Here is a 25,019-nt window from a genome sequence, read left to right on the forward strand (position 1 = left end):
CGCGGCGCGTGCAAAGCGTCGTTGCCCGCCGTCCCCCACATACCGATTTGCCCGATGACCGATCTCACCGACACCACTCCCTTTCCCTGCGCCCGATTCATCAAGGAAATCGGCCGCGGCCCCAACGGCGCGCGCGCGCTCACGCCGGAGGACACGCACGCGCTGTACAGCGCGATGCTCGACGGCCGCGTCTCCGACCTGGAACTGGGCGCGATCCTGTTGGCGTACCGTGTGAAAGGCGAATCCGCCGACGAGCTGGCAGCGATGCTCGCCGCCGCCCACGCTTCGTTCGCGCCCGTCAACGTGAAGCACGGTGCGTATCAGGCCGTGTCGATTCCGAGCTACAACGGCGCGCGCAAGCAGCCGAATCTCGTGCCGCTGCTGGCGCTGCTGCTCGCGCGCGAAGGCGTGCCCGTGCTGGTGCACGGCGTGACGGAAGACCCCGGCCGCGTGACGAGCGCCGAAATCTTTGCGCATCTGAACCTCGCGTCCGCGCAGACGCACGCGGCTATTGAAACGAGCCTCGCAAACCAGCGGATCGCGTTCGCCCCCATCGGCACACTCGCGCCGAAGCTGGCGCGGCTGCTGTCCCTGCGTCGGCGGATGGGCGTGCGCAATTCGACGCACACGCTCGTGAAGATTCTTCAGCCCTTCGCGCCCGCGGGCCTGCGGCTCGTGAACTACACGCACCCGCCGTATCGCGAGAGCCTGACGCAGTTGTTCGTCTCGCATCCCGATATGGCTGTCGGCGGCGCGCTGCTCGCGCGCGGTACCGAAGGCGAGGCCGTCGCCGATACACGCCGCCAGGTGCAGATCGATTGGCTGCATGACGGCATCTGCGAGACACGCGTCTCGGCCGAGCGCTCGTCGCCCGATGCGCCCGAGGTCGACTTGCCCGAAGGCCGCGATGCGCCGACCACGGCTGCGTGGATCGCCGCTGTGCTGGACGGCGAAGCGCCCGTGCCGGCTGCGATCACGCGGCAGGTCGAACTGATTGTCGACATCGCGCGGAAGGCCGCCTGACAAGGGCTGACGGCCTTCCCGCTCGCCTCGGCGAACGCTCCCAGGAACGCATCGCAGCGAATGGTGGGTTGACAGCCCCCCGCCGCCTCGCTTATCTTGTAAAAATGCGTTCCATTCCGAACACCCTCCGAATTACCCTCGGCCGCCTAGCGCGGCCCCTATCGCTACGTCTAGCGTAAGCAAGGCGTAGCGCCGCACGCAGTCGCCACAGCGGCTCGCGGCGGTCCTCAAAAGCAGTTCCTGTTTCACCCCAGTCCGTAGTTCCTTCATAACCTGTAGTCGTCCGTATTCGTCCGTTTACCACTCGGACGAATCGCGAGGGTCAAATGCACGTTGCATGGGCTTCCTTTCCGATCGTTGCCTTCGTCGTCGTTCAGACGACGCTGTTTGTTCGCGCCCGTTCGTTGCTCCCGCTAGCGCCCGGCTTGCGGGACGTGCATCTGTGGCAGCCCGCCAGCCGCTCGACGCCACCTCACCCAGCACACGACTAGACGAATCGAACGAGGCCTCAACATGTTGCGCAACCCTGCCGAGAAGTACCGCCCCTTCCCCACCGTCCGTTTGACCGGCCGCAAGTGGCCCACCCGCACGATCGAGCGCGCGCCGATCTGGATGAGCACCGATCTGCGCGACGGCAACCAGTCGCTGATCGAACCGATGAGCATCGAGCAGAAGACAGAGTTCTTCGAGATGCTCGTCGCGATCGGTTTCAAGGAGATCGAAGTCGGTTTTCCGTCGGCGTCGCAAACCGACTTCGATTTCGTCCGCAAGCTGATCGACGAAAAACGCATTCCCGACGACGTGACGATCGAAGTGCTCGTGCAGTCGCGCGCCGACCTGATCACGCGCACGTTCGAGGCGCTCGAAGGCGTGCCGCGCGCGATCGTCCATCTGTACAACGCGATCGCGCCGTCGTTCCGCAAGATCGTGTTCGGGCTGTCGCAGGAAGAGGTGAAGGCGCTGGCCGTCGAAGGCACGCGGATCATTCGCGAGCACGCCGACGCCCGCCCGCAGACGCACTGGACCTACCAGTATTCGCCCGAAACCTTCAGCATGACGGAGTTGCCGTTCGCGCGCGAAGTCTGCGACGCCGTCGCGCAGACGTGGCGCCCGACGCGCGATCACAAGATGATCGTCAACCTGCCCGCCACCGTCGAAGCCGCGACGCCGAACGTGTACGCCGACCAGATCGAGTGGATGGACCGCAATCTCGGCTATCGCGACAGCATCGTGTTGTCGGTGCATCCGCATAACGACCGCGGCACGGCCGTCGCCGCAGCCGAACTCGCGTTGATGGCGGGCGCGGACCGCATCGAAGGGTGTCTGTTCGGCAACGGCGAACGCACGGGCAACGTCGATATCGTGACGCTCGCGATGAACCTCTACACGCAGGGCATCGACCCCGGCCTCGATTTCTCGGACATCGATGCCGTGCGCCGCGTGGTCGAGCGCTGCAACCAGATTCCCGTCCACCCGCGTCATCCGTATGCGGGCGATCTCGTCTACACGGCGTTCTCCGGCTCGCATCAGGACGCGATCCGCAAGGGCTTCGCGCAGCAACAGCCCGATGCCGTCTGGGAAGTGCCGTATCTGCCCATCGATCCCGCCGACGTCGGCCGCAGCTACGACGCCGTGATCCGCGTAAACAGCCAGTCCGGCAAAGGCGGCGCGACGTATCTGGTCGAGCGCGGCATGGGCTTCGTGTTGCCGCGGCGCGTACAAATCGAATTCAGCCACGCGGTGCAGACGGTGGCGGATCAGTCAGGCGAGGAAGTGACGGGCGACGCGATCTGCGCGCTCTTTGCCCGCGAATACTTCGAGGCGGACGGTCCGGCACAGCGCGTCAGCGGATCGACGGTGCGCTGGAACAAGCGCGAGATCGCCGTGCCCGCGACGGCGGCGGCGAGCGTCGACGGTCATGAGGCGTATGCGAAGGCGGTCGCGCAGGAAATGGCGGCGGCTTCGAAGCAAACCATCGAAATTACATCGTTCGAGACGGCGCGCACCACGGACGGCCGCACGATCGTGTTCGTCGCCAGCCGCGTGGGCGAGCAGCCGATGCGTCATGGCATAGGCGTAGCGGAGGACGAAATGACGGCCGTCGTCGATGCCGTCGTCAGCGGCGTCAATCGCGCGGGTTGGGCGGCTGCCGACCGGCGCGTCGCGGCGTAACGGCAAGAAGTAACGTAACAGCAAACCGAGGCAAGGCGAAAACGAACAGGCAAGACCGCAGAAGCGCAAACGCCGGCGATTCAACCGTCGCCGGCGCGCACGGACCGCTCACAAAGTGGCCTCCGTCAGGAAAAGAGTGATGGTGCGATCCGCGTCACTCGATTGCGCAACGCGTCGCCTGCCACGCGATCAGCTGCCACTTGCCGTCTTCCTGCGCCTGAATCGCCATGTAGGCGATCGGAAAGAGCAGCGCGCCGCTATTCGCTTCCATCTCGATCAGCGCGCGCCCCGTGACGACACAAGTCTCGCGTCCGACAGGCATCACGTCCTGCGACTGCACCTCGATCTGGCGATAGCGGCGGCGCCCGGCCGTGATGGCGTCGATGAACTGCTGCTTCGACTCGCGCTTGCCGTTCGTGTGGACGTAAATGACGTTGTCCGACAGCAGCGCGTCGAGCTGCTGTCCGTTTCCTTCCACCATCGCGCGAAAGCGATCGCGCTCCAGCCCGCGAATCGCTTCAATCACTTTTGCCGGCATCGCGTTCGCCCCTATCGACGACGGCGCCGACAGCGGCAGCGGTCGTCAGAAGTTGTACTGCACGTAAATCTGCTGGAAATTTATACCAGGATTCGGCTCTTTGATACTTGCATTGGAGATGTGCTGAAAGCGGTAGCCAAATTGGTACTGCTGATGCGAGCCGAATTGCGCGCCGACGCCCACCATGTCGGCGAACTGGAACGCGGAACTGAGCGTGTAACTCGACGCGATGCGCGGATGGGTCAAAACCCGTACACCAATGCCCGCCTCGATGAACGGACGGATCGCGCCCGAGCCCTTGATGAACCGCACGACCGGCGTCACGCCGAATTCACCGATATTGTCGTGATCGTTGCCTTCGTCCGTATGCCACCACGCGGCGTGCGCCTCGCCGATCAGCGCGAAATGCCAGTCGCCGATTTCCCACCAGGTCAGATTAGGGTCCCAGACGAAGCCAAGGTCGAGCTTTCGAACGTGGTGCTCGGCGAGACCGCCCGCGATCTGAACGCCGAACTGGTCCGCCGAAGCCAGACCCGATACGCCGAAAAGCGCGGCAGCGACGGCAAATTTGAGTGCCAGATTCGACGAGGGGTTGTTCTTTTTTTCCATCGTACGTCCACCGAATACGAGGTTTAGCAGGGACATCGTGCAGCGACATTCTAGAGACCGCAGCAACTATCGGACCCTTAATAACAACTGAAAACTCACAAATAACTGCTTCTGTTTTCGAAAAAATCTTACCGACGATTTCAGAATCATGCCGCAGCCGAGGAATGCTAAGCGTTCGGTGCCAAACCCGCAGATGAGGTACGATGCTATTGAACGTGCATTTTCGATAGGAAAGAGGGAACTTGCATGCCCCTATGGCTTCTAAGTATTAGCACTCGGTAAATGAGAGTGCTAACATCCATCGTGGTCCGCTTTGGCGGACATTTGTCTGAATAAAGGAGTTTGCTACGTGAGCAACACATTGACCCTTCCGAGTACTTTGAGCCAGTCGTCGGCTAAGGCCGCTCCGGCAGGTGCACTGGCGCTCTCGCACGCTTCTCTTCTGCCCGGCCAGCTGGGCAATATCGACGCCTACATCCAGGCCGTGAACCGGATTCCGATGCTGACGCCGGCAGAAGAGCGCCAGTACGCCACCGAGTTCCGCGAGCAGAACGATCTCGGCTCGGCGCGCAAGCTCGTCTTGTCGCATCTGCGACTGGTCGTGTCGATCGCGCGCAATTACCTCGGGTATGGTCTGCCGCACGCCGACCTGATCCAGGAAGGCAACATCGGCCTGATGAAGGCCGTGAAGCGGTTCGACCCGACGCAGAACGTGCGCCTCGTGTCCTATGCAATGCATTGGATCAAGGCCGAAATCCACGAGTACATCCTGCGCAACTGGCGCATGGTGAAAGTGGCGACGACCAAGGCGCAACGCAAGCTGTTCTTCAACCTGCGCAGCCACAAGCAAGGCTTGCAGTCGTTCACGCCGGACGAGATCGAGGGCCTGGCGAAAGAGCTGAACGTGAAGCGCGAGGAAGTGGCCGAGATGGAAACACGGCTGTCGGGCGGCGATATCGCGCTCGAAGGCCAGGTCGAAGACGGCGAAGAAGCGTTCGCCCCGATCGCCTATCTGGCCGATTCGCACAGTGAGCCTACAGCCGTGCTGGCCGCGCGTCAGCGTGACCGTCTGCATAGCGACGGTATCGCGAGCGCGCTGGAGTCGCTCGATCCGCGCAGCCGCCGCATCATCGAAGCACGCTGGCTGCAGGTCGAAGACGACGGTTCGGGCGGCTCGACGCTGCATGAACTGGCCGACGAGTTCGGCGTATCGGCGGAGCGGATTCGCCAGATCGAAGCAAGCGCGATGAAGAAAATGCGCACCGCGCTGGCCGAGTACGCGTAACCTCAGAGAAGCAGCGGGCGCACGCCGGTTACCGGCCGCACCCGTTTCGAAACAGAGCCCCGCTCTTCGCAAGAAGGCGGGGCTTTTTCTTGCGCGTCGTCAAATATTGCGTCAATTCGCGTCAATGTCGAGACATTGCCTTGACCTCGCGCAGAACGTGACTTATTAGTGATAGGGACCGGCCACCTCGCGACACGATGACGCGGGCCCGTCCGTCAGCCCATTCCTACAATGGTTGTGCATGCGCCAGTGCCGCGAGTGATGCGCACTGTGTCCTGCCGGGTCAACCGGCGCGATGTCGTTGCCCATAAAACATGGCCATAACGCTCAATCACAGGAATGCCACCCGCCGCACGCTCGCCAGCCGCATCGTCGCGTGGGCTCGCGGCCCGACCTTCGCCCGCGACATCCTGATCGTGCTCGCGATCAAATTCGCGCTTCTGTTCGCACTCAAGTTCGCGTTCTTCAATCACCCGCAGGCGCAGAACATGTCGCTGCCACCTGCGCAGGTCGCCCAGGCGCTGCTGTCGGTGCCCGCATCCGTCCCACCGCCGCCTTCGACTCAAGGTGTCAACCATGCCCGCTAGCGACGTCGTCGATCTCTCTCGCCTGCAATTCGCCGTCACGGCGCTGTATCACTTTCTATTCGTGCCGCTGACGCTCGGGCTGTCGTGGCTGCTCGTCATCATGGAAAGCGTCTACGTGATGACGGGCAAGCCGATCTACAAGGACATGACGCAGTTCTGGGGCAAGCTGTTCGGCATCAACTTCGCGATGGGCGTCACCACAGGTCTGACGCTGGAGTTTCAGTTCGGCACCAACTGGTCGTATTACTCGCACTATGTCGGCGATATTTTCGGCGTGCCGCTGGCCGTCGAAGGGCTGATGGCGTTCTTTCTGGAATCGACTTTCGTCGGGCTGTTTTTCTTCGGCTGGAACCGGCTGTCGCGCATCCAGCATCTGATGGTCACGTTTCTCGTCGCGCTCGGCTCGAACCTGTCCGCGCTGTGGATCCTGATCGCGAACGGCTGGATGAACAACCCGGTCGGCGCGGAGTTCAACTACGAAACGATGCGCATGGAGCTGTCGAGCCTGTTCGCCGTGATCTTCAATCCCGTCGCGCAGGTGAAGTTCGTGCATACGGTGTCGGCGGGCTATGTGACGGCGTCGATGTTCGTGCTCGGGCTGTCGTCGTGGTATCTGCTCAAGCGCCGCGACATCGACTTCGCGGTGCGCTCGTTCGCCGTCGCGGCCGGCTTCGGGCTGGCGTCCACGTTATGCGTGATCGTGCTCGGCGACGAATCGGGCTACACCACGGGCGAAGTGCAGCGGATGAAGCTCGCCGCGATCGAGTCCGAATGGGAAACCGCGCCGCCGCCCGCGCCATTCACGATTGTCGGCATTCCGAACCAGCAGGCGGAGCGCACCGACTACGCGTTGCGGGTGCCGTACGCGCTCGGCATCATCGCGACGCGTTCGCTCGACGAGCCTGTCATTGGTCTGAAAGAACTGATGGCGCGCAACGAGACGCGCATCCGCAACGGCATGCTCGCGTACGACGCGCTGCAAAAGATCAAGCAAGGCGACGCCAGCGACGCAACGCATGCTGCCTTCGACCAGCACAAGCAGGACCTCGGCTACGGCCTGTTGCTCAAGCAGTTCACGCCGAACGTCACCGACGCCTCCGCCGAGCAGATCAAACAGGCCGCAAAGAAAACCGTGCCGCCCGTTCTGCCCGTGTTCTGGTCGTTCCGGCTGATGGTCGGCCTCGGCATCCTGTTCCTCACGACGTTCGTGCTCGCGTTCTTCTTCTGCGCGCAACGCTCGCTGCTGCGTGACAACCGGCGCTGGTTCCTGCGCTGGGCCGTGTGGGCGATTCCGCTGCCGTGGCTCGCGGCGGAGTTCGGCTGGATCGTCGCGGAAGTCGGGCGCCAGCCGTGGACCATCGCGGGCATTCTGCCGACGTCGCTATCGGCGTCGAGCCTGACGGCGGGCGATCTGTATCTGAGCCTCGCGGGCTTCGTCGTGTTCTACACCGCGCTTTTCATCATCGAGATCACGTTGATGTTCAAGTACGCGCGGCTTGGGCCTTCGTCGCTGCATACAGGGCGATACCACCACGAGCAGACCGCGAAGCCGGCGGTCGGCGCGAATACGGCGGCATGAGCGGCATCGACCGCGATATCGACAGTGACACCCTTGCCGTCGCAGGAAAACACGAGGAAACATCGCTATGGATTACGCAACCCTCAAAGTGATCTGGTGGGTGCTCATCGGCGTGCTGCTGATCGGCTTCGCGCTCACCGACGGCTTCGACATGGGCGCAGCGATCCTGCTGCCGTTCATCGGCAAGACGAACGCGGAGCGGCGCATCGTCGTGAACACGGTCGGCGCGACGTGGGAAGGCAACCAGGTCTGGCTGATCACCGCGGGCGGCGCGATGTTCGCCGCGTGGCCGCTGGTGTATGCCGCATCGTTCTCGGGCTTTTACTTCGCGATGCTGCTCGTGCTGTTCGCGCTGTTCTTTCGCCCAGTCGGCTTCGACTATCGCGGCAAGCGCGATGATCCGCGCTGGCGCACCGCGTGGGACTGGGCGCTGTTCGTCGGCGGCTTCGTGCCGGCGCTGGTGTTCGGCGTCGCGTTCGGCAACCTGCTGCAAGGCGTGCCGTTCCAGTTCGATCAGGATCTGCGTGTCACCTATCAAGGCAGCTTCTTCGAGTTGCTCAATCCGTTCGCCTTGCTTTGCGGCGTTTTGAGCGTGTCGATGCTGGCCGCGCACGGCGCGGCGTTCGTCAAGATGAAGGCGGATGGCGTCGTCGCGCGGCGCGCATCGATTGCGCTGCGCATTGCGTCGCTGGTCGCGGTCGCGCTGTTTCTGATCGGCGGCGTGCTGGTCGCGACGCTGGTCGGCGGCTATCAGATCACCGAACCCGCGCCATTCGATACCGTCGCGAATCCGCTGCTGAAAAACGTGATCGGCGCGCCGGGGCTGTGGCTCACCAACTACGCGACGTATCCGTGGATGGTCGCCGCGCCTGTCGCGGGCGTCGTCGGCGGCGTGCTCGCGCTCCTGCTGGCGAGTTCGCGTTTCGAGCGCAGCGCCTTTCTATCGACGTCGCTGATGGTGATCGGCGTGATCCTGACAGCGGGCTTTTCGATGTTTCCGTTCATCATGCCGTCGTCGCTCGATGGACGCAGCAGCCTCACCGTCTGGGATTCGACGTCGAGCCGGATGACGCTGCAGATCATGCTGATCGCGGTAATCATCTTTCTGCCGCTGATACTCATCTACACGAGCTGGGTGTATCGCGTGATGCGCGGCAAAGTGACCGCCGACATGATCGAACAGAACCATCATTCGATGTACTGACACGCCGCGCGCAAGAGGAGCGAACCATGTGGTATTTCAGCTGGATTCTCGGTATTGGACTTGCGCTCGCGCTCGGCATCATCAACGTGATGTGGCTCGAAGCGAACAATGCCGTCGAGCCTGACGCCGACCCGGACCAACGTTAAGCGGGTAAACGAAAATCGGCGCCCCGAGGGGCGCCGATTTCATTTGCCAAAAGCTCAGGCCAGGACGAACGTCAGGCCGTTGCCGTCAGGCGCGTCGACAGTTGCTGCGCGTAACGCTGCGCATCTTCGCCAACGACGATGTGGAACGTATCCGTCGACACCCACGCAACGCTCAGCGTGTCGAGACGCTGGCGATCGACGGCCGACGGATCGCGCACGACGATACGCAGACGCGTCGCCGCGACGGCTTCGAGCGAAGCGACATTGGTCGCGCCGCCGAACACAGCAAGCCAACGCAGCGGGTCCGGATCGAGCGGGCCGTTGCCCGTCGCAGCAGCCGGAGCCGCAGCGGCAGCAGCCGGCTTGGCCGACACAGCAGCAGGCGAAACAGCCGCCACCGCGCCGCCGCTCGCGATCGTCGTACGGATTTCATCGGCGATCATGTCCGCTTCCGGTCCGATGATCACCTGCACGTTGCCGCCGCCGCGATTCAACACGCCGCGCGCGCCGATCGACTTCAGACCGTTCTCCGACACCTTCTCCGAATCCACCACCGACAGACGCAGACGCGTCGTGCAAGCATCGACCACCGACAGATTCGCCGCACCGCCCAGCGCCGCGATGTAACGCTGCGCGCGCGTGCCCGACGCTGCCGGCGCACCTTCGACAGGTGCCACATAACCGGCAGACGCGTACGACTCATTGGCCACTTCCGGCGTTTCCGCCTCACGGCCCGGCGTCGCCATGTTGAACTTGCGGATGAAGAAGCGGAACAGACCGTAGTAGACGATGGAATACGCGATGCCGATGGGAATCGCTTCCCAGCCCTTCGTCGACAGGCCGTAGTTCAGCACATAGTCGATCGCGCCCGCCGAGAACGTGAAGCCGAGCTTGATGCCGAGCGCCGAGCAGATCGCAAGCGACAGACCCGTCAGCACCGCGTGAATCGCGTACAGCACAGGCGCGAGGAACATGAAGCTGAATTCGATCGGCTCCGTCACGCCCGTCAGGAACGACGTCAGGGCCATCGAGAACAGCAGGCCGCCGACCATCGCGCGGCGCTCCTTCGGCGCTTCATGGAACATCGCGAGACACGCTGCGGGGAGACCGAACATCATGACCGGGAAGAAGCCCGTCATGAACGTGCCCGCCGTCGGATCGCCCGCGAAGAAGCGGTGCAGATCGCCCGTTACAGCGGCGCCGCCCGGCGGCGTGAACGAGCCGAACACGAACCACGCGAGCGAGTTCAGGATGTGATGCAGGCCCGTTACCAGCAGCAGACGGTTCAGCAGACCGAACACGAACGCGCCGACTGCGCCCGCCGTCGTCAGCCAGTGGCCGGCTGCGTCGATGGCGCCCTGAACAGGCCCCCACGCGTAGCCGAACACGATGCCTAACACCAGACACGCCACCCCCGTGACAATCGGCACGAAGCGTTTCCCTCCGAAGAACGCGAGGTAATCGGGAAGCTTGATGTCCTTGTACTTGTTGTACAGCATCCCCGCGACGATACCGGCGATGATCCCCGACAGCACGCCCATGTTGAGCTTGTCGTTGATGTCCTTCATCACGGCCACTTCGATCAGATAACCGATCGCGCCCGCCAGCGCCGCAACGCCGTTATTGTCCTTCGCAAAGCCGACAGCGACGCCGATCGCGAACAGAAGCGGCAGGTTGTCGAAGATCGCGCCGCCCGCGTCGGCGATCATCTTGATGTTGAATACATCGGGCTGGCCGAGGCGCAGCAACAGGCCGGCGACGGGCAAAACCGCGATTGGCAGCATCAGTGCGCGGCCAAGGCGCTGAATCTTCAGAAACGGATTTCCATCCATTGATACCTCCACTCCTTTGTCTCGTGTAGTTGCGTAATTGCTTTACATGCTGGTTGAAATGTCGAGCTGACGGATCCGGCTTTTCAGACTGGTTGCGACGCAAGCGCCATCAGTCTTGCGGCCAGATTTCGCGGCTCAGGGCTCTTACCGCTTGTGCCGATTCGAGCGCCAGAGCGTCCTGGGCGCGCTGACGGCACAACTGATAATCGAGTTTGCGCACGCGCGCCTTGATGCCCGGCACGGATACGGGGTCAACGGACAGTTCCGTCACGCCGAGGCCGACGAGCAGCGGCACCGCGAGCGGATCGCCCGCAAGCGCGCCGCACACGCCGATCCACTTGCCGTGCTTATCGGCGCCCTGCACCGCCGCCGAAACGAGGCGCAGCACGGCCGGATGCAGGCCGTCCGCCTGAGCGGCGAGATCCGGCTGGCAGCGGTCCATGGCGAGCGTGTATTGCGTGAGATCGTTGGTGCCGATCGACAGGAAGTCCGCGTGCTTCGCCAGTTGATCGGCGAGCAGCGCCGCCGACGGCACTTCGATCATCACGCCGACTTCAATCTTCTCGGTGCGGCCCGCTTCGGCTGCAAGCTCGTCGATCCGCTTGCGCAGCCGCACGAGTTCGCCCACGTCCGTGACCATCGGCAGCAGGATGCGCACTTTGCCCAAGGGCTGAACTGCGAGCAGGCCGCGCAACTGGTCTTCGAGCAGATCCGGGCGCACCTGCGCGAGTCGGATGCCGCGCAGGCCGAGCGCCGGGTTCGGCTCGGGCGGCAGCGTCAGGTAATCGACTTCCTTGTCTGCGCCGACATCGAGCGTACGGATGATGGCCGTGCGGCCCTTCAGCGCCTCGACGATCGACTGATAGCTCTGGCGATGTTCGTCGACGGTCGGCGCCGCCTCGCGATGGATGAACAACAGCTCCGTGCGCAGCAGGCCCACGGCGTCTGCGCCGTTGTCGACAGCAGTGGTTGCGTCCTCGAGTGTCGCGATGTTGGCGGCGACTTCGATCGCGCGGCCATCGCTGGTGGCGGCGGCTTGCTGCGACGTGCGGCGATTCACTTCGCGCACGCCGGCCAGACGCTCACGCTCGTTGCGCGCCCGTTCGACATCGAGTGCGCTCGGCGCGTATTCCAGACGGCCCGCCGTCGCGTCGACGACGACCTGCGTGCCGTCGGCGATCGCGTGCAGCGCGTCGCCCATCGCGACCAGCGCGGGAATGCCCGCCTGACGCGCGATGATCGCCGCGTGCGACGTCGCGCCGCCGCGCGCCATCACGAGCGCGGTGACACGCTTGCGATCCAGCGACGACAGATCGGACGGCGTGAATTCGTCCGCGCTCAGCACGGCTTCATCGGGCAGCGAGCGCGAAGCCGCGTTCGAGTAACCGAGCGCGCGCAGCACGCGCTTTTCGAGGTCGCGCAAGTCGGCGGCACGTTCGGCGAGCAGCGCGTCATCGACCTTCGACAGCACGCCGATCTGCGCACGGATCGCGTCGCGCCACGCAAAGCCCGCGCTCTTGCCGAGGCTGATCAGATCGCGCGCGGCGTCGATCAGCGTCGGGTCTTCGAGCAGCACGCGATGCACCGCGAAAATGCCCGCTTCGCCATGCGCGCCGCGTTGCGACGCGTCGCGCACGGTCGTGTTCAGTTCGGCGTCGACGGCGGCGATCGCCTTGTCCAACTGACGGCTTTCCGCGGCGGGCGTGTTGCCCGTCGTCTCCGGCGGATCGATGTCGGCATCGTCCCAGCGCACGAGCTTGCCGACGGCGATGCCGGGCGCCGCGCACACGCCCGCGAGCGTGTTCGGCGCGAGCGGCTCGCCCGTCTTCGGCACGGTTGCAACGGGCGCCGGCGACAACTGGCGCGCGGGCTTTTCTTCCGCTTCGCCGTGCGCCTCGCGCGTCAGTTCGCGCACCACGGCCTCGACGGCCGCACCAGCCTGCGCGCCGATACCGACGATCTCGACCGTCGCGCCCTGCCCCGCGCCCAAGCCGAGCAAGCCGACGACACTTTCAATCGCCGCCTTCTTGCCTTCGAAACGCACTTCGACGCGCGCATCGAGACCGCGCGCCGCTTCGCGCGCACGCGCCGCCGGACGCGCATGCAGACCGCCAGCATGTTCAAGCACGATCGTCTGGCGCGCTTCTTCGCTCACGCTCGATGCTTCGCGCGATGCCGCCACAGCCGCGCCGTCGCGCACGCGCAGCGTCAGGAGCGGCGACTCGCCTGCCTTGAGCACGCCATCAGCCGCAGCGCGCTCGACGATCTCGAACGCATCCGAATTCGCAATCGCGATCACCGACACGAGACTCGGCGCACTGCGCGCAACCGCGTCTTGATCGAACTCGATCAGCACGTCGCCCGTGCGCACGCTCGCACCCTGCTCGATCATCGGCGCGAAGCCCTTGCCGTTCAGTTCGACCGTGTCGATACCGATATGCAGCAGGATTTCGGCGCCTTCCGCCGTCGTGATCGTGACAGCATGGCCGGTGCGCGCCAGATGCATCACGACGCCGTCGCACGGCGCAACGAGCTTGCCTTCCAGCGGATCGATACCGATACCGTCGCCGAACATGCAGCCCGAAAACACCGGGTCGGGCACCTTCGCGAGCGGGACGACGGGACCCGTCATCGGCGCGAGCAGGACAATATGGCCTTCGGAATGGCTCTTCAAACGGGACTCCTCGACACGTCGCATCTGCATCTCTCGATCAATGAGTTTCGGTGACTTTCATCAGATGGCGCGGCGCATCAGGATTGCGTCCGCGAGCGGCGGCGAGGCCGGCAGCCATCACATAGAAAGAAAGGATTGCGGCAATCGGATCGAGCGCGGCATGCGCCGTCGATACGAGCGGCAAGGTGGCTTCGGGCACGTCGTCCGGTGCGGCGAGCAGCACGCGCGCGCCACGTGCCTGCATGTCGCGTGCGAGCTGCAACAGGCCTGCCTGCTCCGGTCCGCGCGGTGCGAACACGAGCAGCGGATAGTCGCGGTCGATCAGTTCCATCGGACCGTGACGCACTTCGGCGCTCGAAAACGCCTCGGCCTGGATGCCCGACGTTTCCTTGAGCTTCAACGCCGCTTCCTGCGCGATCGCGAGGCCCAGACCACGGCCGATCACGATCATGCGTTCGGCGTCGCGCAGTTCATCGACGGCCTTCGACCAGTCGAGCGCGCCTGCGCGGCGCAGTGCGTCCGGCAGCGCCTTCAGGCCGTCGAGCAACGCTTCGTCCTTCTGCCAGTGCGCGACGAGTTGCGCCGACACGGACAGCATCGCGATATAGCTCTTGGTCGCCGCGACGCTCCGTTCGGGACCGGCAAGCAGCGGCAGATAGAACTCGCACGCGTCTTCGAGCGGCGAGCCGGGCACGTTGACAGCGGCCACGGTCAGCGCACCCGCTTCGCGCAGTGCCTGCATCGTGCCGACCAGATCGGGGCTCTTGCCCGATTGCGAAAACCCGAGCGCAAGCTGGTTGCGCACCTGCAGCGGCGCTTGTTGAAGGGTCGCAACGGACATCGGCAGCGACGCGACGGGCAGGCCGACGCGGCTCATCGTCAGCGAGGCGAAGTAACTCGCCGCGTGATCCGAGCTGCCGCGCGCCACCGTCAGCGCGACATGACGCGGCTCCTGTGCGAGCCGGGCCGCGAGCGCTTCCACGCGCGACGTATCGTTGAGTTGCGCGGCGACCACGTCAGCGGACGCCAGCGCCTCTTTAAGCATATTCGACAATCGATTCTCCTTCGACGTAAGTCGCCGTCAACGCCAGTTCGCGATCGAACACGACGATGTCTGCCCACGCGCCGCGCGCGAGACGGCCGCGGTCTTCGAGGCCGAGATAGTCGGCGGCGTAACGGGACATACGGTTTGACACATCGGCCATCGGCAGGCCGAGCGATACGAGGTTGCGCAGCGCCTGATCCATCGTCAGCGTGCTGCCTGCGAGCGTGCCGTCGGCAAGGCGTACGCCGCCGAGGCACTTCGTCACGTGCTGGCTGCCGAGGCGATATTCGCCGTCAGGCATGCCCGTCGCCGACGTGCTGTCCGTCACCACATAGAGGCGCGGAATCGCGCGCATCGCGGCGCGGATTGCGCCCGGATGAACGTGCAGCAGGTCGGGAATGATTTCCGCGTACTCGGCGTGCGCGAGCGCCGCGCCGACCATCCCGGGATTGCGGTGATGCAGCGGCGACATCGCGTTGAACAGGTGCGTGAAGCTGCGCGCGCCGTGCTTCATCGCGGCGACTGCGTCGTCGTACGTGCCGAGCGAGTGGCCGAGTTGCACGCGTACGCCGCGCGCGTTGATCTCGGAGATGATCTCCATGTGGCCGGAAATTTCCGGCGCGATCGTGACGACGCGGATGGGCGCGATCGACAGATACTTCAGCACTTCGTCGAGCACAGCCGACACGGCCGCGTCAGGCTGTGCGCCGAGCTTGCCGGGGTTGATGTACGGTCCTTCGAGGTGCACGCCGAGCACACGCGCGCCGCCCGACACACGGTTCTTCGCGACGTCGCCGAGGCCCGCGACGACGGCCATCAGCTCGTCGCGCGGCGCCGTCATCGTGGTGGCGAGCAGGCTCGTCGTGCCGAAGCGCGCATGCGTGCGCGTGATCGCCTCGATCGCGTTGCCCGCTTCCATCACGTCGGCGCCGCCGCCGCCATGCACGTGCAGGTCGATGAAGCCGGGCAGGATGTACAGCGCGTCGTTGGTCGACGGATCGGCGGCGTTGCCCGTGATGGCCGTGATGCGGCCGTTTGCGGATTCGATCGTGCCGTGGATCCAGCCTTCAGGGGTGAGTATGTTTCCGGTCAGCATGAGTCTCTCTGATGTTGCGTTATGCAGTGCGTGACTGATTCGCGGTTCCGTTTGTCTGCCGTCGCGCCTGTCAGCGCGCCAGCTCACAGCCGCAGTTCAGCGACGAAGTCGTAGTAGTCGTCCCGGCAATAGGTATCGGTGAGTTCGATGGCACGCTGATCCGCGCTGTAGCCCACGCGCGTGATCAACAACAGTGCGCTGCCTTGTTCGAGGTCCATCAGTGTGGCGATCTCGCTCGACGCATTGACGGCGCGAAAGTGCTGCAGCGCGCGCACGACGGGCATGCCGCGCTGCTCCAGGTAACTGTAGAGCGAGCCGCCGATGGCCTGCGGATCGGACACGATCGACACGGGCAGCGACGAATGCTCGACCGCCATCACAATGCCGTCGGCGCGGCGCAGCCGGCGCAGGCTCGCGACGGACGCGCCCGGCGACAGCCCCAGATGCACGATCTCGTCGCGCGTCGCGCTGCGGACCTCGCGTTCGAGCCAGATCGAATCCGGGCGGAAGCCGCGCTGCTCCATCTTCTTCGTGAAGCCGGTGAGACGCGACAGCGGATCTTCGACGCGCGGCGTGATGAAGCTGCCCGCGCCGCGCGCGCGCCGGATCAAGCCTTGCTCGACCAGCAGCGCAATCGCCTTGCGCGCCGTGATACGCGACACGCCGATCGCATCGGACAACGAGCGCTCCGACGGCAGTGCCTCACCCGCCGACCACACGCCGCAATGGATCGCCGTCGCCAGATTGCGGGCGAGCTGCAGGTACAGCGGCGTGACGTTGTGGGCGTCAGGTGTCAGTGCGGACCAACGGGTTTCCATATGGCTCGGTCGGGGATCGTGAGGAGACTGGACTGCTCGGCCTGCGAAACTGGAGCCCATTATATAACCACAATAATACCAGTCAACGAGCTGGTATCTAGCTGGTCTACACCAAGCAAACCCTTGCTCAATAAGGAATTCCGCGAATTAAGCGGTTTCCAACTGACAGCCCGCTGGCATTAGGACATACCCGCATCTGAGACCAGTTGCCCAACTGGTCCTCACGAATCGTCTGTCAAGTTGCGTGCGTTAACCCGCAAATGTCATACCTCTTTATTAACGATCTGGTGCAAACTTCGAAATTCGCGAGCGATCACTCGATGGAAACAACATAGCTTGGTGAACCGAATGACAGGCCAATACGGGGAGCGGAAACGGTGAACGATCCCGCTATAGTCCGGGCGGAAGCCGTCCGCCATTTCAATCGTTTTTACACGCAGTACATCGGGGCACTGCACGAACATCTGCAGAAAAGCCCGTATTCGCTGACCGAGGTGCGGGTCATGCACGAACTGTCGCGCAGCGAGCACCAGACGGCGGCGGCGCTCGCGCGCAATCTCGGCATCGACAGCGGCTATCTGAGCCGGCTGCTGTCGAGCTTCGAACGGCGCAACCTGATTTCGCGGCGGACGTCGGAGATCGACGCGCGCCAGTCGCTCGTATCGTTGACCGAGGCGGGGCTTGCCGCGTACCAGCCGCTCGACGCCGCCGCGCTCGACGAGGTCGGCGCCGTTCTCGCGCGGCTCGCGCCGCATTCGCAGGATCAACTGATCCACGCGATGAAGCTGATCGAGCGCCTGCTCGACGAGCGGCCGCGGCATAGCATCGTCACGCTGCGCGCGCCGCGTGCGGGCGAATACGGTTGGCTGGTGTCGCGCCAGGCGCAGCTGTTCGCATACGGCCACGGCTGGGACCACACGTTCGAAGCGCTGCTCGCGCAGCAGGCCGGGCGCTTCGCGCAGGGTCACGACACGTTGCGCGAAATCTGCTGGGTCGCGGAACAGGATGGCTTGATCGTCGGTTCGGCGCTCGTCGCGGCGGCATCCGACACGCAGGCGAGTGTGCGTATGCTGTATGTCGAACCGGACGTACGGCGGCTCGGCATCGGTGCGCAACTGATCAACGAATGCGTGCGCTTCGCGAAGCGCGCGGGCTACCGTACGCTCTCCGTCGAAAGCGAGAGTTCGCTCGACGACACGCGGCGGCTCGTTACGCAGGCTGGCTTTACGCTCGTATCGACGGCACCCGAACGGCGCTTTGGACGCGATCTCGTCATCGAACAATGGGAGCGCGCGCTATAGCGGCTGCGTCTCGTGCCTTCGCTACGCGCACAAAAAAAGCGCCACGGTCTCCCGTGGCGCTTCTCTTTCAAATCATGCGATCAGGCCGCGTCGCTTAGAACGACGGCACGACCGAACCCTTGAACTCCGTCTTGATGAACTGGCGCACGTCTTCCGACTGATACGCCGCGACCAGCTTCTTCACCCACGGCTGATCCTTGTCCTTGATACGAACGGCGATCAGGTTCGCGTACGGGCTGTGCACGTCTTCGAGCGCGATTGCATCTTTGGTCGGCTGCAGGCCGGCTGCCAGCGCGAAGTTCGTGTTGATCGCGGCGGCATCGACGTCGGAGAGCGAACGCGGCAATTGCGCTGCGTCCAGTTCGATCAGCTTCACCTTCTTCGGATTGTCGGCGACATCGAGCGGCGTCGCGTTGCTGCCGTTCGTGCCCGCGCCCGCCTTCAGCTTGATCACGCCTTGCGACTGCAACAGCAGCAATGCGCGATTTTCATTCGACGGATCGTTCGGAACCGCGACCTTCGCGCCTTGCGGCAGATCCTTCAGCGACTTCAGCTTCTTCGAGTAGACGCCAAGCGGCGAGATGTAGGTCAGACCGGCGTTGACGATCTTGTAGCCACGCTGCTTGATCTGGCTGTCGAGATACGGCTGATGCTGGAAGCTGTTCGCGTCGAGATCGCCTGCGTCGAGCGCGGCGTTCGGCTGCACGTAGTCGTTGAACTCGATGACCTTCACGTTCAGGCCTTCGCGCTTCGCGACCTTCTGCACTACCGACCAGATTTGCGCGTCGGGGCCGCTGATCGTGCCGACCTTGATGACCTTGTCGTCGGCACGTGCGCCGAAGCTCGTGACGAGCGCCGCCGAAGCGAGCGCTGCGGAAAAGACCTTGATGAGTGTTCTGCGCTGCATGTGATTCTCTCTTGACTGCCTTGTTTCGGATTCGTATTCGACAGCGGGCACATTGACGTAGCCCGCGAAGTGTCGAGCCCTAAATCGTCTCACAGCCGCGCGTCGATGGGAAATACAGGGTTCGCATATGGGTATGCGCGTTGTCCCGCGCGGCTTTGTCACGGGGTTGCATGGCGTGCCTCGTTGCGCATGGTGTTTTAGGAGTCGTCCTATAGGGGCATACCCGCCGCCTTTTTAAGATAAGCATGCCTACCAAGCCCAATCGATTCGTCGGGCGCATCTCACCCAGCCTTCGTTGCAGACACTCCACTCACGACTCAAACGAGAGACACATGTCATATCCCGCTCGCCCCATCGCCTTCGTTCTCGCCTCGACCAACCACGGCAACATGATCGTCAACCGCAACGATTTCGCGATCAAACAGGACGGCGGCGTGTTCGGCGTCGGCTTTCAGTTGCTCACGGCATCGCAGTTCGATCTCAACGAAATTAAACTCGCACTCCTGATTCTCGACCTGCGCCGCCGCCATTTCGGCGACGGTGTTGTCGCGATCGACGGTGGCGCGAACGTCGGTGTGCATACGATCGAATGGTCGCGGCACATGTACGGATGGGGCGAGGTGCATTCGTTCGAAGCCCAGGAAGCTGTGTACTACGCGCTGGCGGGCAACATCGCGCTCAACAACTGCATGAACGTGCGAGCGCGGCTGACGGCACTGGGCGAAAGCTGCGGAGAGATGATCGTGCCGCGGCCCGACTATACGCGGCCCGCGAGCTTCGGCAGTCTCGAACTGCGCCAACGCGAAAATACCGAGGCGATCGGACAACCGATCTCCTACGACACGCAGGACGGCGTCAAGGTGCCCGTGATCGATCTGCCTTCGCTGAGCCTCAATCGGCTGGACTTTCTGAAGCTCGACGTCGAAGGGATGGAACTCGACGTGCTGCGCGGGGCACGCGCCGTGCTCGAACAGCACCGCCCCGTCATGCTGATTGAAATGATCAAGTCTGATCGCGACGCGATTCAGACTTTTCTAACCGAACTCGGTTATCGTCAGTTCGACTATGGAATCGATCAACTGGCGATCCACGAATCCGACCCGACCTTGCAGCACATCCATCAAACCGAGAACGGTCTCGTTCTCGGTTGAGAAGCCGTTAGAAGGTGGTCCAATCGTCACCGGATGACGACGCCTTTACCGGACGCGCCGACGCATCCATCTTCATGGCGGGTCTCGCGGCCTCGCGCGCACCGAGATCCGCCTTCGTTGCCGTCGCGGCTGCGGCGGCTGCCGGCTTCGCGGCTGGCTTCGCCGCTGCATTCACGACCTTCTTCGCTGCCGCAGGAACCGTCTTCGCAGCGACCATCGGCTCACCGCCATTTACCCGGAACGCACCGATCGTCTGACGCAGACGCGTCGCCTGATCCTGCAGCGACGCAGCAGCCGCCGCAGCCTGCTCGACCAGCGCCGCGTTCTGCTGCGTGACCTCGTCCATCTGCGTGACCGCACGTCCCACCTGCGAAATGCCGCTGCTCTGCTCCTCCGACGCCGCGGCGATCTCACCCATGATGTCCGTCACGCGGCGCACCGCCTGCATGATCTCGCTCATCGTCGTGCCTGCCTGCTCGACGAGCGTGTAGCCGTTGTTGACGCGCTCCACCGATGCGCCGATCAGTTGCTTGATTTCCTTCGCCGCCGTCGCCGAACGTTGCGCAAGGCTGCGCACCTCGCCCGCGACGACCGCGAAGCCGCGGCCCTGTTCGCCCGCGCGCGCCGCTTCGACGGCCGCGTTCAGCGCGAGAATGTTCGTCTGGAACGCGATGCCCTCGATCACGCCGATGATGTCCGAGATCTGCCGCGAGCTGTCGTTGATCTCCGTCATCGTGCTGATCACACGGTTGACGACCTCGTTGCCCTTCGTCGCGATCTCAGACGCATTGTTCGCAAGGCCGCTCGCCTGGCGCGCGTTGTCGGCGTTCTGCTTGACGGTCGCCGTCAGCTCTTCCATGCTCGCCGCCGTTTCCTGCAACGACGCCGCCTGCTGCTCCGTGCGCTGCGACAGATCACCGTTGCCCGCCGCGATCTCCTGCGTAGCCGACGCAATCGACTCCGCCGACTGACGAATCTCGCCGATCGTGCGCTGCAAGCGGCTTTGCATCTCGTTCATCGCGGCCATCATGCTCGACGAATCGTTCGCGCGCACGGACACGATCTGCGTGAGGTCGCCCGTCGCGATACGCGCCGCGAGCTTTGCGGCATCCTGCGGCTCGCCGCCGAGGCTGCCGCGCACATTGCGGATGATCAAAAGCATCGCGAACGAAATCCCCGCGCCGATCACCAGCACGACGATGAAATGCTCGATCAGGTTCGCGTAGTAAGCGGTATCGATGTCGCGCACGAATACGCCACTCACGATGTTCCAGTCCCACGGCGCGAAACGCACGGCATAGCTGATTTTCGGCACAGCCTCTTCGCTGTGCGGCAGACGTCCGCGGTATTCGGCGAAACCTTTGCCCGTCGCCTTCGCCGCATCGACGATCGACACGTACAGGAGCTTGCCGTCCGGGTCCTTGAAGTCGCCCACCGCTTTGCCGTTCATCTGCGGCAAGGTCGGATGCATCAGCACGACGGGCTTCGAATCCATCACGAACAGATAACCGGACTCGCCGTAGCGCATCGTCGCGAGACGCGCGAGCGCTTCGCGCTGCGCATCGGCCTCGCTCATCTTGCCGGCCTGCGAAAGTGCGTAATAGCCGCTCACGACCCCTTGCGCGGCATCGACGAGATTCACCATGCCTGCCTTGCGCTCGTCGAGCATTGTCGAGCGGGTTTCCACCGCGCTCCACAATCCGACGCCCAGCAAGCCCAGCCATACGAGCACAAGCGATAACCACAGCTTGCGGTTCAGACTCATCCTACTCATTGTGTTGGTCTCTTGTGGTGTGGTCACATCTTTGGCAAATCTGCGGCGCCCGCTTAAGACAGAATGGGCGCAAACGATTGCTCTCCTGGATAACGGCAAATCGATGCGCCGACTTGAGGCGGCCCGCCAGTCACGCCCCGCGCCGTGTCAGCCGATAATGGCGGGATGCGGCGCCTACGCGCGCCGTTCGCCTCTTCCCCATTTGCGAGGTTTTTTATGTATGTCGTCTCCCTCAGCTACACGGCATCGCTGGATCGTGTCGACGATGCGCTGGAAGCGCACCGCGCGTTCCTGACGCGTCAGTTCGACGCGGGCGTGTTCATCATGGCAGGGCCGAAGGTGCCGCGCGACGGCGGCGTGATCATCGCGGCGGGTATCGAACGATCGAGACTCGACGAGATTCTCGCGAGCGATCCATTTGCGCAGCAGAAGGTGGCGCGCTATGACGTGACGGAGTTCAAGGCGACGCGGATGGCGCCGGGGATGAATCTGAAAGCGCCCGAGTGAACTGGGGCTTAGAAAATGAAAAAGGCTGCACGTCGTCGTGCAGCCTTTTTCATTTCAATGTGCGACTTTTGCGCCGCTCGCTCAGCCGAGCAACAGCTTCAGATCGTGCACCCACGGCGATGCGCCCTGCCCGTCACGGGCGAAAAGACGCAGCTTGCCGTCGGTATCGAACACGTAGCTCGCGGCCGTGTGATCCATCGTGTAGCTGTCGGGCGTCTTGCCCGGCACCTTCGCGTAGTAAACGCGGAAGTCCTTCGTCACCTTCGTCAGCTGCTCCTGATCGGCAGGGCGCAGGCCGACGAACGTCGGATTGAACGCGGGCACGTACTGCGACATCAGTTCAGGCGTATCGCGCTCGGGATCGACGGTGACGAACAGCACCTGCACGCGCTTCGCGTCTTCGGGGCCGAGTTGCTGGAGCGCCTGCGAAAGCTCGGCCATCGTCGTCGGGCAGACGTCGGGGCAATGCGTATAGCCGAAGAACATCACGACGACCTTGCCCTTGTAGTCGGCAAGCGAGCGCAGCTTGCCGCTCGTATCGGGCAACGAAAAGTCGGCGCCGAACTGCTTGTTTCCCGTGATATCGACGTTCGTGAACGCGGGCTGTTCCTTCCCGCATCCCGACATCAGCGCCGCGCCGCCGAGCGCGCACGCGACGAGAGCAACGCGCGCCGCGCGCGCGAACCGTTTAGTGAGCATGGTATTACGCGCCGATCAAGGCACGCGAATAGTGGTCGATCAACAGCGCCGCAAACAGCAGCGACAGATAAACGATCGAATAACGGAAGGTTTTACGCGCGAGGTCGTCGGAATATTCCCGATAAATCTTCCACGCATACGCGAGGAACACGGCACCCAACAGAACCGCCGACGCCAGATACACGATTCCGCTCATGCCCGAGATAAACGGCATCATCGTGACCGCGAACAGAATGATGGTGTACAGCAAGATATGCAGACGCGTGTACTGCTCGCCGTGCGTGATCGGCAGCATCGGCAGGCCAGCGTTTTCGTAGTCCTTTCGGCGATACAGCGCGAGCGCCCAGAAATGCGGCGGCGTCCACACGAAGATGATCAGCACGAGAATCCACGCGTCGCCGGGCACGGCGCCCGTCACGGCCGCCCAGCCGAGCGCCGGCGGCATCGCGCCCGATGCGCCACCGATCACGATGTTCTGCGGCGTATAAGGCTTGAGCAGCAGCGTGTAGACGATCGCGTAGCCGACGAAGGTGGCGATGGTGAGCCACATGGTCAGCGCGTTGGTGAACGTATAGAGCGTCCACATGCCAAGGCCGCCGAGCACGGCCGAGAACAGCAGAATCTGTGAAGTGGTGATCTCGCCGCGCGCCGAAGGACGCCACGCGGTGCGGCGCATTTTCGCGTCGACTTTCTGTTCGACGAGACAGTTGATCGCGAACGCAGCGCCCGCCAGCAACCAGATGCCGACTGCGCCGCCGATCAGCACCGTCCACGGCACCATGCCGGGCGTGGCCAGGAACATGCCGATCACTGCGCAAAACACGGCGAGCTGCGTGACACGCGGCTTCGTCAGCGCAATGTATTGAGAAATCCGGCTACCGGGCGAATGGGGGAGAGTTGTGCTGTCCATGTGGGTCACGCTGGCGCGGCGTCGCGCGCGTGAACGACGGCGCGGCCGGGACGGCTATAAGCGATTCGAAAGTTTAGCATAACGAGCAGGAGCAGCAGGATCGCGGCCCCGCCGTTATGGGCGACGGCAATGGGCAAAGGCCATTGCAAAACGATGTTCGACAGGCCCGTGATGAACTGGATCACGATCACGAGCAGCACGCCATTTGCGGGCCGCCGCAGCGACTCGAAGCGGCGCATTTTCAGCGCGAACCACAGCAGATACGCGACCACGACGAACGCGAACGTGCGATGTGTCCAGTGGATCGCGACCAGCGCATCCTGCGTGATCATGTCGCCGTCGCCCGTCATGCCGAGCGCGCGCCACAGATGGAAGCCGTGCTCGAAGTCCATCGGCGGAATCCACTGGCCGTTGCAGGTCGGAAAATCGGTGCAGGCGAGCACCGCGTAGTTCGTGCTGACCCAGCCGCCGAGTGCGATTTGCACGATCAGCAGCGCGAGGCCGAACAGCGCGGCAACACGCCACTGCGACGCTTCGGGCTCGTACGCGGGTAGCGGCGTCTGACGCGCGGCGAGCCAGCCGAGCGTGCCGAGCAGCGCGAGCCCGAGCAACAGGTGAATCGTCACGATCACGGGTTGCAGCTTCATCGTCACGGTCCATGCGCCGAACGCGCCCTGCACCAGAATCAGCAGCAGCAGCGACGTCGGCCACAACGGCGATACATGCAGCGGACGGCGCTTGATGCGCGCGACCCACGCGATGACCGTCTGCGCGACGATCAGCACGCCGATCGCCATCGCGAAGTAGCGGTGAATCATCTCGATCCATGCCTTCGTCATGCTGACGGGGCCCGACGGCATCGCGTGATACGCGGCATTGATCGCCGCGTGCGCGATGAACGGCGACGACGTGCCGTAGCAGCCCGGCCAGTCCGGGCAGCCGAGGCCCGAGTCGGTCAGGCGCGTGAAGCCGCCGAACATCACGAGGTCCAGCGTCAGGAAGGTCGTGACCCAGACCAGCTTGCGGAACTTGTTGTCGTCGGCTTTCACCCACACGTACGACAGCGGCAGCAGCGCAACGCACAGCCCGATCAGTCCCAGTTGCAATACGAACATCTATCTTTCCTTCTCTCGCCACCAGGCGAGTTTCAACGTGCTCGCGG

22 protein-coding genes are annotated in these 25,019 nt (G+C 63.7%); 10 read left to right on the forward strand and 12 right to left on the reverse strand.

Going from position 1 to position 25,019, the window contains the following annotated elements; all coding sequences use genetic code 11:
• The first annotated feature begins 54 nt into the window (after positions 1–54).
• Both ybiB and leuA read left to right on the forward strand, forming a co-directional pair.
• Positions 55–1,023 carry a DNA-binding protein YbiB gene (gene ybiB, locus SB822_RS08485; RefSeq protein ID WP_007579681.1) on the forward strand — a complete coding sequence of 323 codons (969 nt, stop codon included), beginning with the start codon at positions 55–57 and terminating at the stop codon, positions 1,021–1,023.
• A gap of 513 nt (positions 1,024–1,536) precedes the next feature.
• Positions 1,537–3,195: a 2-isopropylmalate synthase gene (gene leuA, locus SB822_RS08490; RefSeq protein ID WP_410854459.1), complete on the forward strand. Its 1,659-nt coding sequence runs from the start codon at positions 1,537–1,539 to the stop codon at positions 3,193–3,195.
• A gap of 154 nt (positions 3,196–3,349) precedes the next feature.
• On the opposite strand, the gene SB822_RS08495 is transcribed toward leuA, so the two are convergent.
• Entirely contained in the window at positions 3,350–3,733 is a 384-nt protein-coding gene (locus SB822_RS08495; RefSeq protein ID WP_079484215.1) for a nuclear transport factor 2 family protein, read from the reverse strand.
• A 45-nt stretch (positions 3,734–3,778) separates the two neighbouring features.
• A complete protein-coding gene (locus SB822_RS08500; RefSeq protein WP_410854460.1) occupies positions 3,779–4,342 on the reverse strand; it encodes an acyloxyacyl hydrolase in 564 nt (187 codons plus the stop codon).
• 349 nt (positions 4,343–4,691) lie between these two features.
• Here SB822_RS08500 and rpoH point away from each other — a divergent pair, with 349 nt between their 5' ends.
• From rpoH to cydX, 5 genes are all read left to right on the forward strand, one after another.
• The gene (gene rpoH / locus SB822_RS08505) at positions 4,692–5,627 is read left to right on the forward strand and encodes an RNA polymerase sigma factor RpoH (RefSeq protein ID WP_007579677.1); all 936 of its coding nucleotides are present in this window, start codon (positions 4,692–4,694) and stop codon (positions 5,625–5,627) included.
• A 314-nt stretch (positions 5,628–5,941) separates the two neighbouring features.
• A complete protein-coding gene (cydP, locus tag SB822_RS08510; protein WP_410854461.1) occupies positions 5,942–6,214 on the forward strand; it encodes a cytochrome oxidase putative small subunit CydP in 273 nt (90 codons plus the stop codon).
• Entirely contained in the window at positions 6,204–7,793 is a 1,590-nt protein-coding gene (locus tag SB822_RS08515; protein WP_007731567.1) for a cytochrome ubiquinol oxidase subunit I, read from the forward strand. Before cydP ends, SB822_RS08515 begins: the two co-directional genes overlap by 11 nt.
• A gap of 67 nt (positions 7,794–7,860) precedes the next feature.
• Entirely contained in the window at positions 7,861–8,997 is a 1,137-nt protein-coding gene (gene cydB, locus SB822_RS08520; RefSeq protein WP_079484212.1) for a cytochrome d ubiquinol oxidase subunit II, read from the forward strand.
• A gap of 26 nt (positions 8,998–9,023) precedes the next feature.
• Positions 9,024–9,143: a cytochrome bd-I oxidase subunit CydX gene (gene cydX / locus SB822_RS08525; RefSeq protein ID WP_007579673.1), complete on the forward strand. Its 120-nt coding sequence runs from the start codon at positions 9,024–9,026 to the stop codon at positions 9,141–9,143.
• Positions 9,144–9,214: 71 nt separating this feature from the next.
• Here the strand turns inward: cydX and nagE are convergent, their stop codons facing one another.
• The 5 genes from nagE to SB822_RS08550 all read right to left on the reverse strand — a co-directional run bounded on the left by nagE (position 9,215) and on the right by SB822_RS08550 (position 16,608).
• Complete coding sequence (nagE, locus tag SB822_RS08530; protein ID WP_007579672.1) at positions 9,215–10,975, reverse strand: N-acetylglucosamine-specific PTS transporter subunit IIBC; 1,761 nt, start codon at positions 10,973–10,975, stop codon at positions 9,215–9,217.
• A 109-nt stretch (positions 10,976–11,084) separates the two neighbouring features.
• A complete protein-coding gene (gene ptsP, locus SB822_RS08535) occupies positions 11,085–13,673 on the reverse strand; it encodes a phosphoenolpyruvate--protein phosphotransferase (protein WP_410854462.1) in 2,589 nt (862 codons plus the stop codon).
• Positions 13,674–13,686: 13 nt separating this feature from the next.
• Positions 13,687–14,694: an SIS domain-containing protein gene (locus SB822_RS08540; protein ID WP_410854487.1), complete on the reverse strand. Its 1,008-nt coding sequence runs from the start codon at positions 14,692–14,694 to the stop codon at positions 13,687–13,689.
• Positions 14,687–15,790 (reverse strand): N-acetylglucosamine-6-phosphate deacetylase, encoded by a 1,104-nt coding sequence (nagA, locus tag SB822_RS08545; protein WP_410854463.1) that lies wholly within the window; start codon positions 15,788–15,790, stop codon positions 14,687–14,689. The genes SB822_RS08540 and nagA overlap by 8 nt, the downstream gene beginning before the upstream one ends.
• An 83-nt stretch (positions 15,791–15,873) precedes the next feature.
• Entirely contained in the window at positions 15,874–16,608 is a 735-nt protein-coding gene (locus SB822_RS08550; RefSeq protein ID WP_007579668.1) for a GntR family transcriptional regulator, read from the reverse strand.
• Between the two features lie 377 nt (positions 16,609–16,985).
• Between SB822_RS08550 and SB822_RS08555 the strand changes: the two genes are divergently transcribed.
• Positions 16,986–17,909, forward strand: a complete 924-nt coding sequence (locus tag SB822_RS08555; RefSeq protein WP_410854464.1) for a GNAT family N-acetyltransferase — start codon at positions 16,986–16,988, stop codon at positions 17,907–17,909.
• Positions 17,910–18,003: 94 nt separating this feature from the next.
• Here the strand turns inward: SB822_RS08555 and SB822_RS08560 are convergent, their stop codons facing one another.
• Positions 18,004–18,816 carry a MetQ/NlpA family ABC transporter substrate-binding protein gene (locus SB822_RS08560; protein WP_079484196.1) on the reverse strand — a complete coding sequence of 271 codons (813 nt, stop codon included), beginning with the start codon at positions 18,814–18,816 and terminating at the stop codon, positions 18,004–18,006.
• A 332-nt stretch (positions 18,817–19,148) separates the two neighbouring features.
• Here SB822_RS08560 and SB822_RS08565 point away from each other — a divergent pair, with 332 nt between their 5' ends.
• Positions 19,149–19,967, forward strand: a complete 819-nt coding sequence (locus SB822_RS08565; RefSeq protein ID WP_410854465.1) for an FkbM family methyltransferase — start codon at positions 19,149–19,151, stop codon at positions 19,965–19,967.
• Positions 19,968–19,974: 7 nt separating this feature from the next.
• Here SB822_RS08565 and SB822_RS08570 read toward each other — a convergent pair whose 3' ends face one another.
• Positions 19,975–21,741: a methyl-accepting chemotaxis protein gene (locus tag SB822_RS08570; protein WP_410854466.1), complete on the reverse strand. Its 1,767-nt coding sequence runs from the start codon at positions 21,739–21,741 to the stop codon at positions 19,975–19,977.
• A 216-nt stretch (positions 21,742–21,957) separates the two neighbouring features.
• Between SB822_RS08570 and SB822_RS08575 the strand changes: the two genes are divergently transcribed.
• Positions 21,958–22,248 carry a YciI family protein gene (locus SB822_RS08575; protein WP_007579663.1) on the forward strand — a complete coding sequence of 97 codons (291 nt, stop codon included), beginning with the start codon at positions 21,958–21,960 and terminating at the stop codon, positions 22,246–22,248.
• 81 nt (positions 22,249–22,329) lie between these two features.
• On the opposite strand, the gene SB822_RS08580 is transcribed toward SB822_RS08575, so the two are convergent.
• Genes SB822_RS08580 through SB822_RS08590 form a run of 3 tightly spaced genes read right to left on the reverse strand, consistent with a single transcriptional unit; the run spans position 22,330 to position 24,972 of the window.
• On the reverse strand, positions 22,330–22,947 hold the full coding sequence (locus tag SB822_RS08580; RefSeq protein ID WP_410854467.1) for an SCO family protein: 618 nt from the start codon (positions 22,945–22,947) through the stop codon (positions 22,330–22,332).
• A 4-nt stretch (positions 22,948–22,951) separates the two neighbouring features.
• A complete protein-coding gene (gene cyoE, locus SB822_RS08585) occupies positions 22,952–23,857 on the reverse strand; it encodes a heme o synthase (protein WP_007579660.1) in 906 nt (301 codons plus the stop codon).
• Between the two features lie 5 nt (positions 23,858–23,862).
• The gene (locus tag SB822_RS08590) at positions 23,863–24,972 is read right to left on the reverse strand and encodes a COX15/CtaA family protein (RefSeq protein ID WP_007579657.1); all 1,110 of its coding nucleotides are present in this window, start codon (positions 24,970–24,972) and stop codon (positions 23,863–23,865) included.
• Positions 24,973–25,019: the final 47 nt, after the last annotated feature.

Origin of the sequence: Paraburkholderia sp. SIMBA_054 (genome assembly GCF_046534875.1) — a bacterium.
Taxonomy (GTDB): domain Bacteria; phylum Pseudomonadota; class Gammaproteobacteria; order Burkholderiales; family Burkholderiaceae; genus Paraburkholderia; species Paraburkholderia hospita.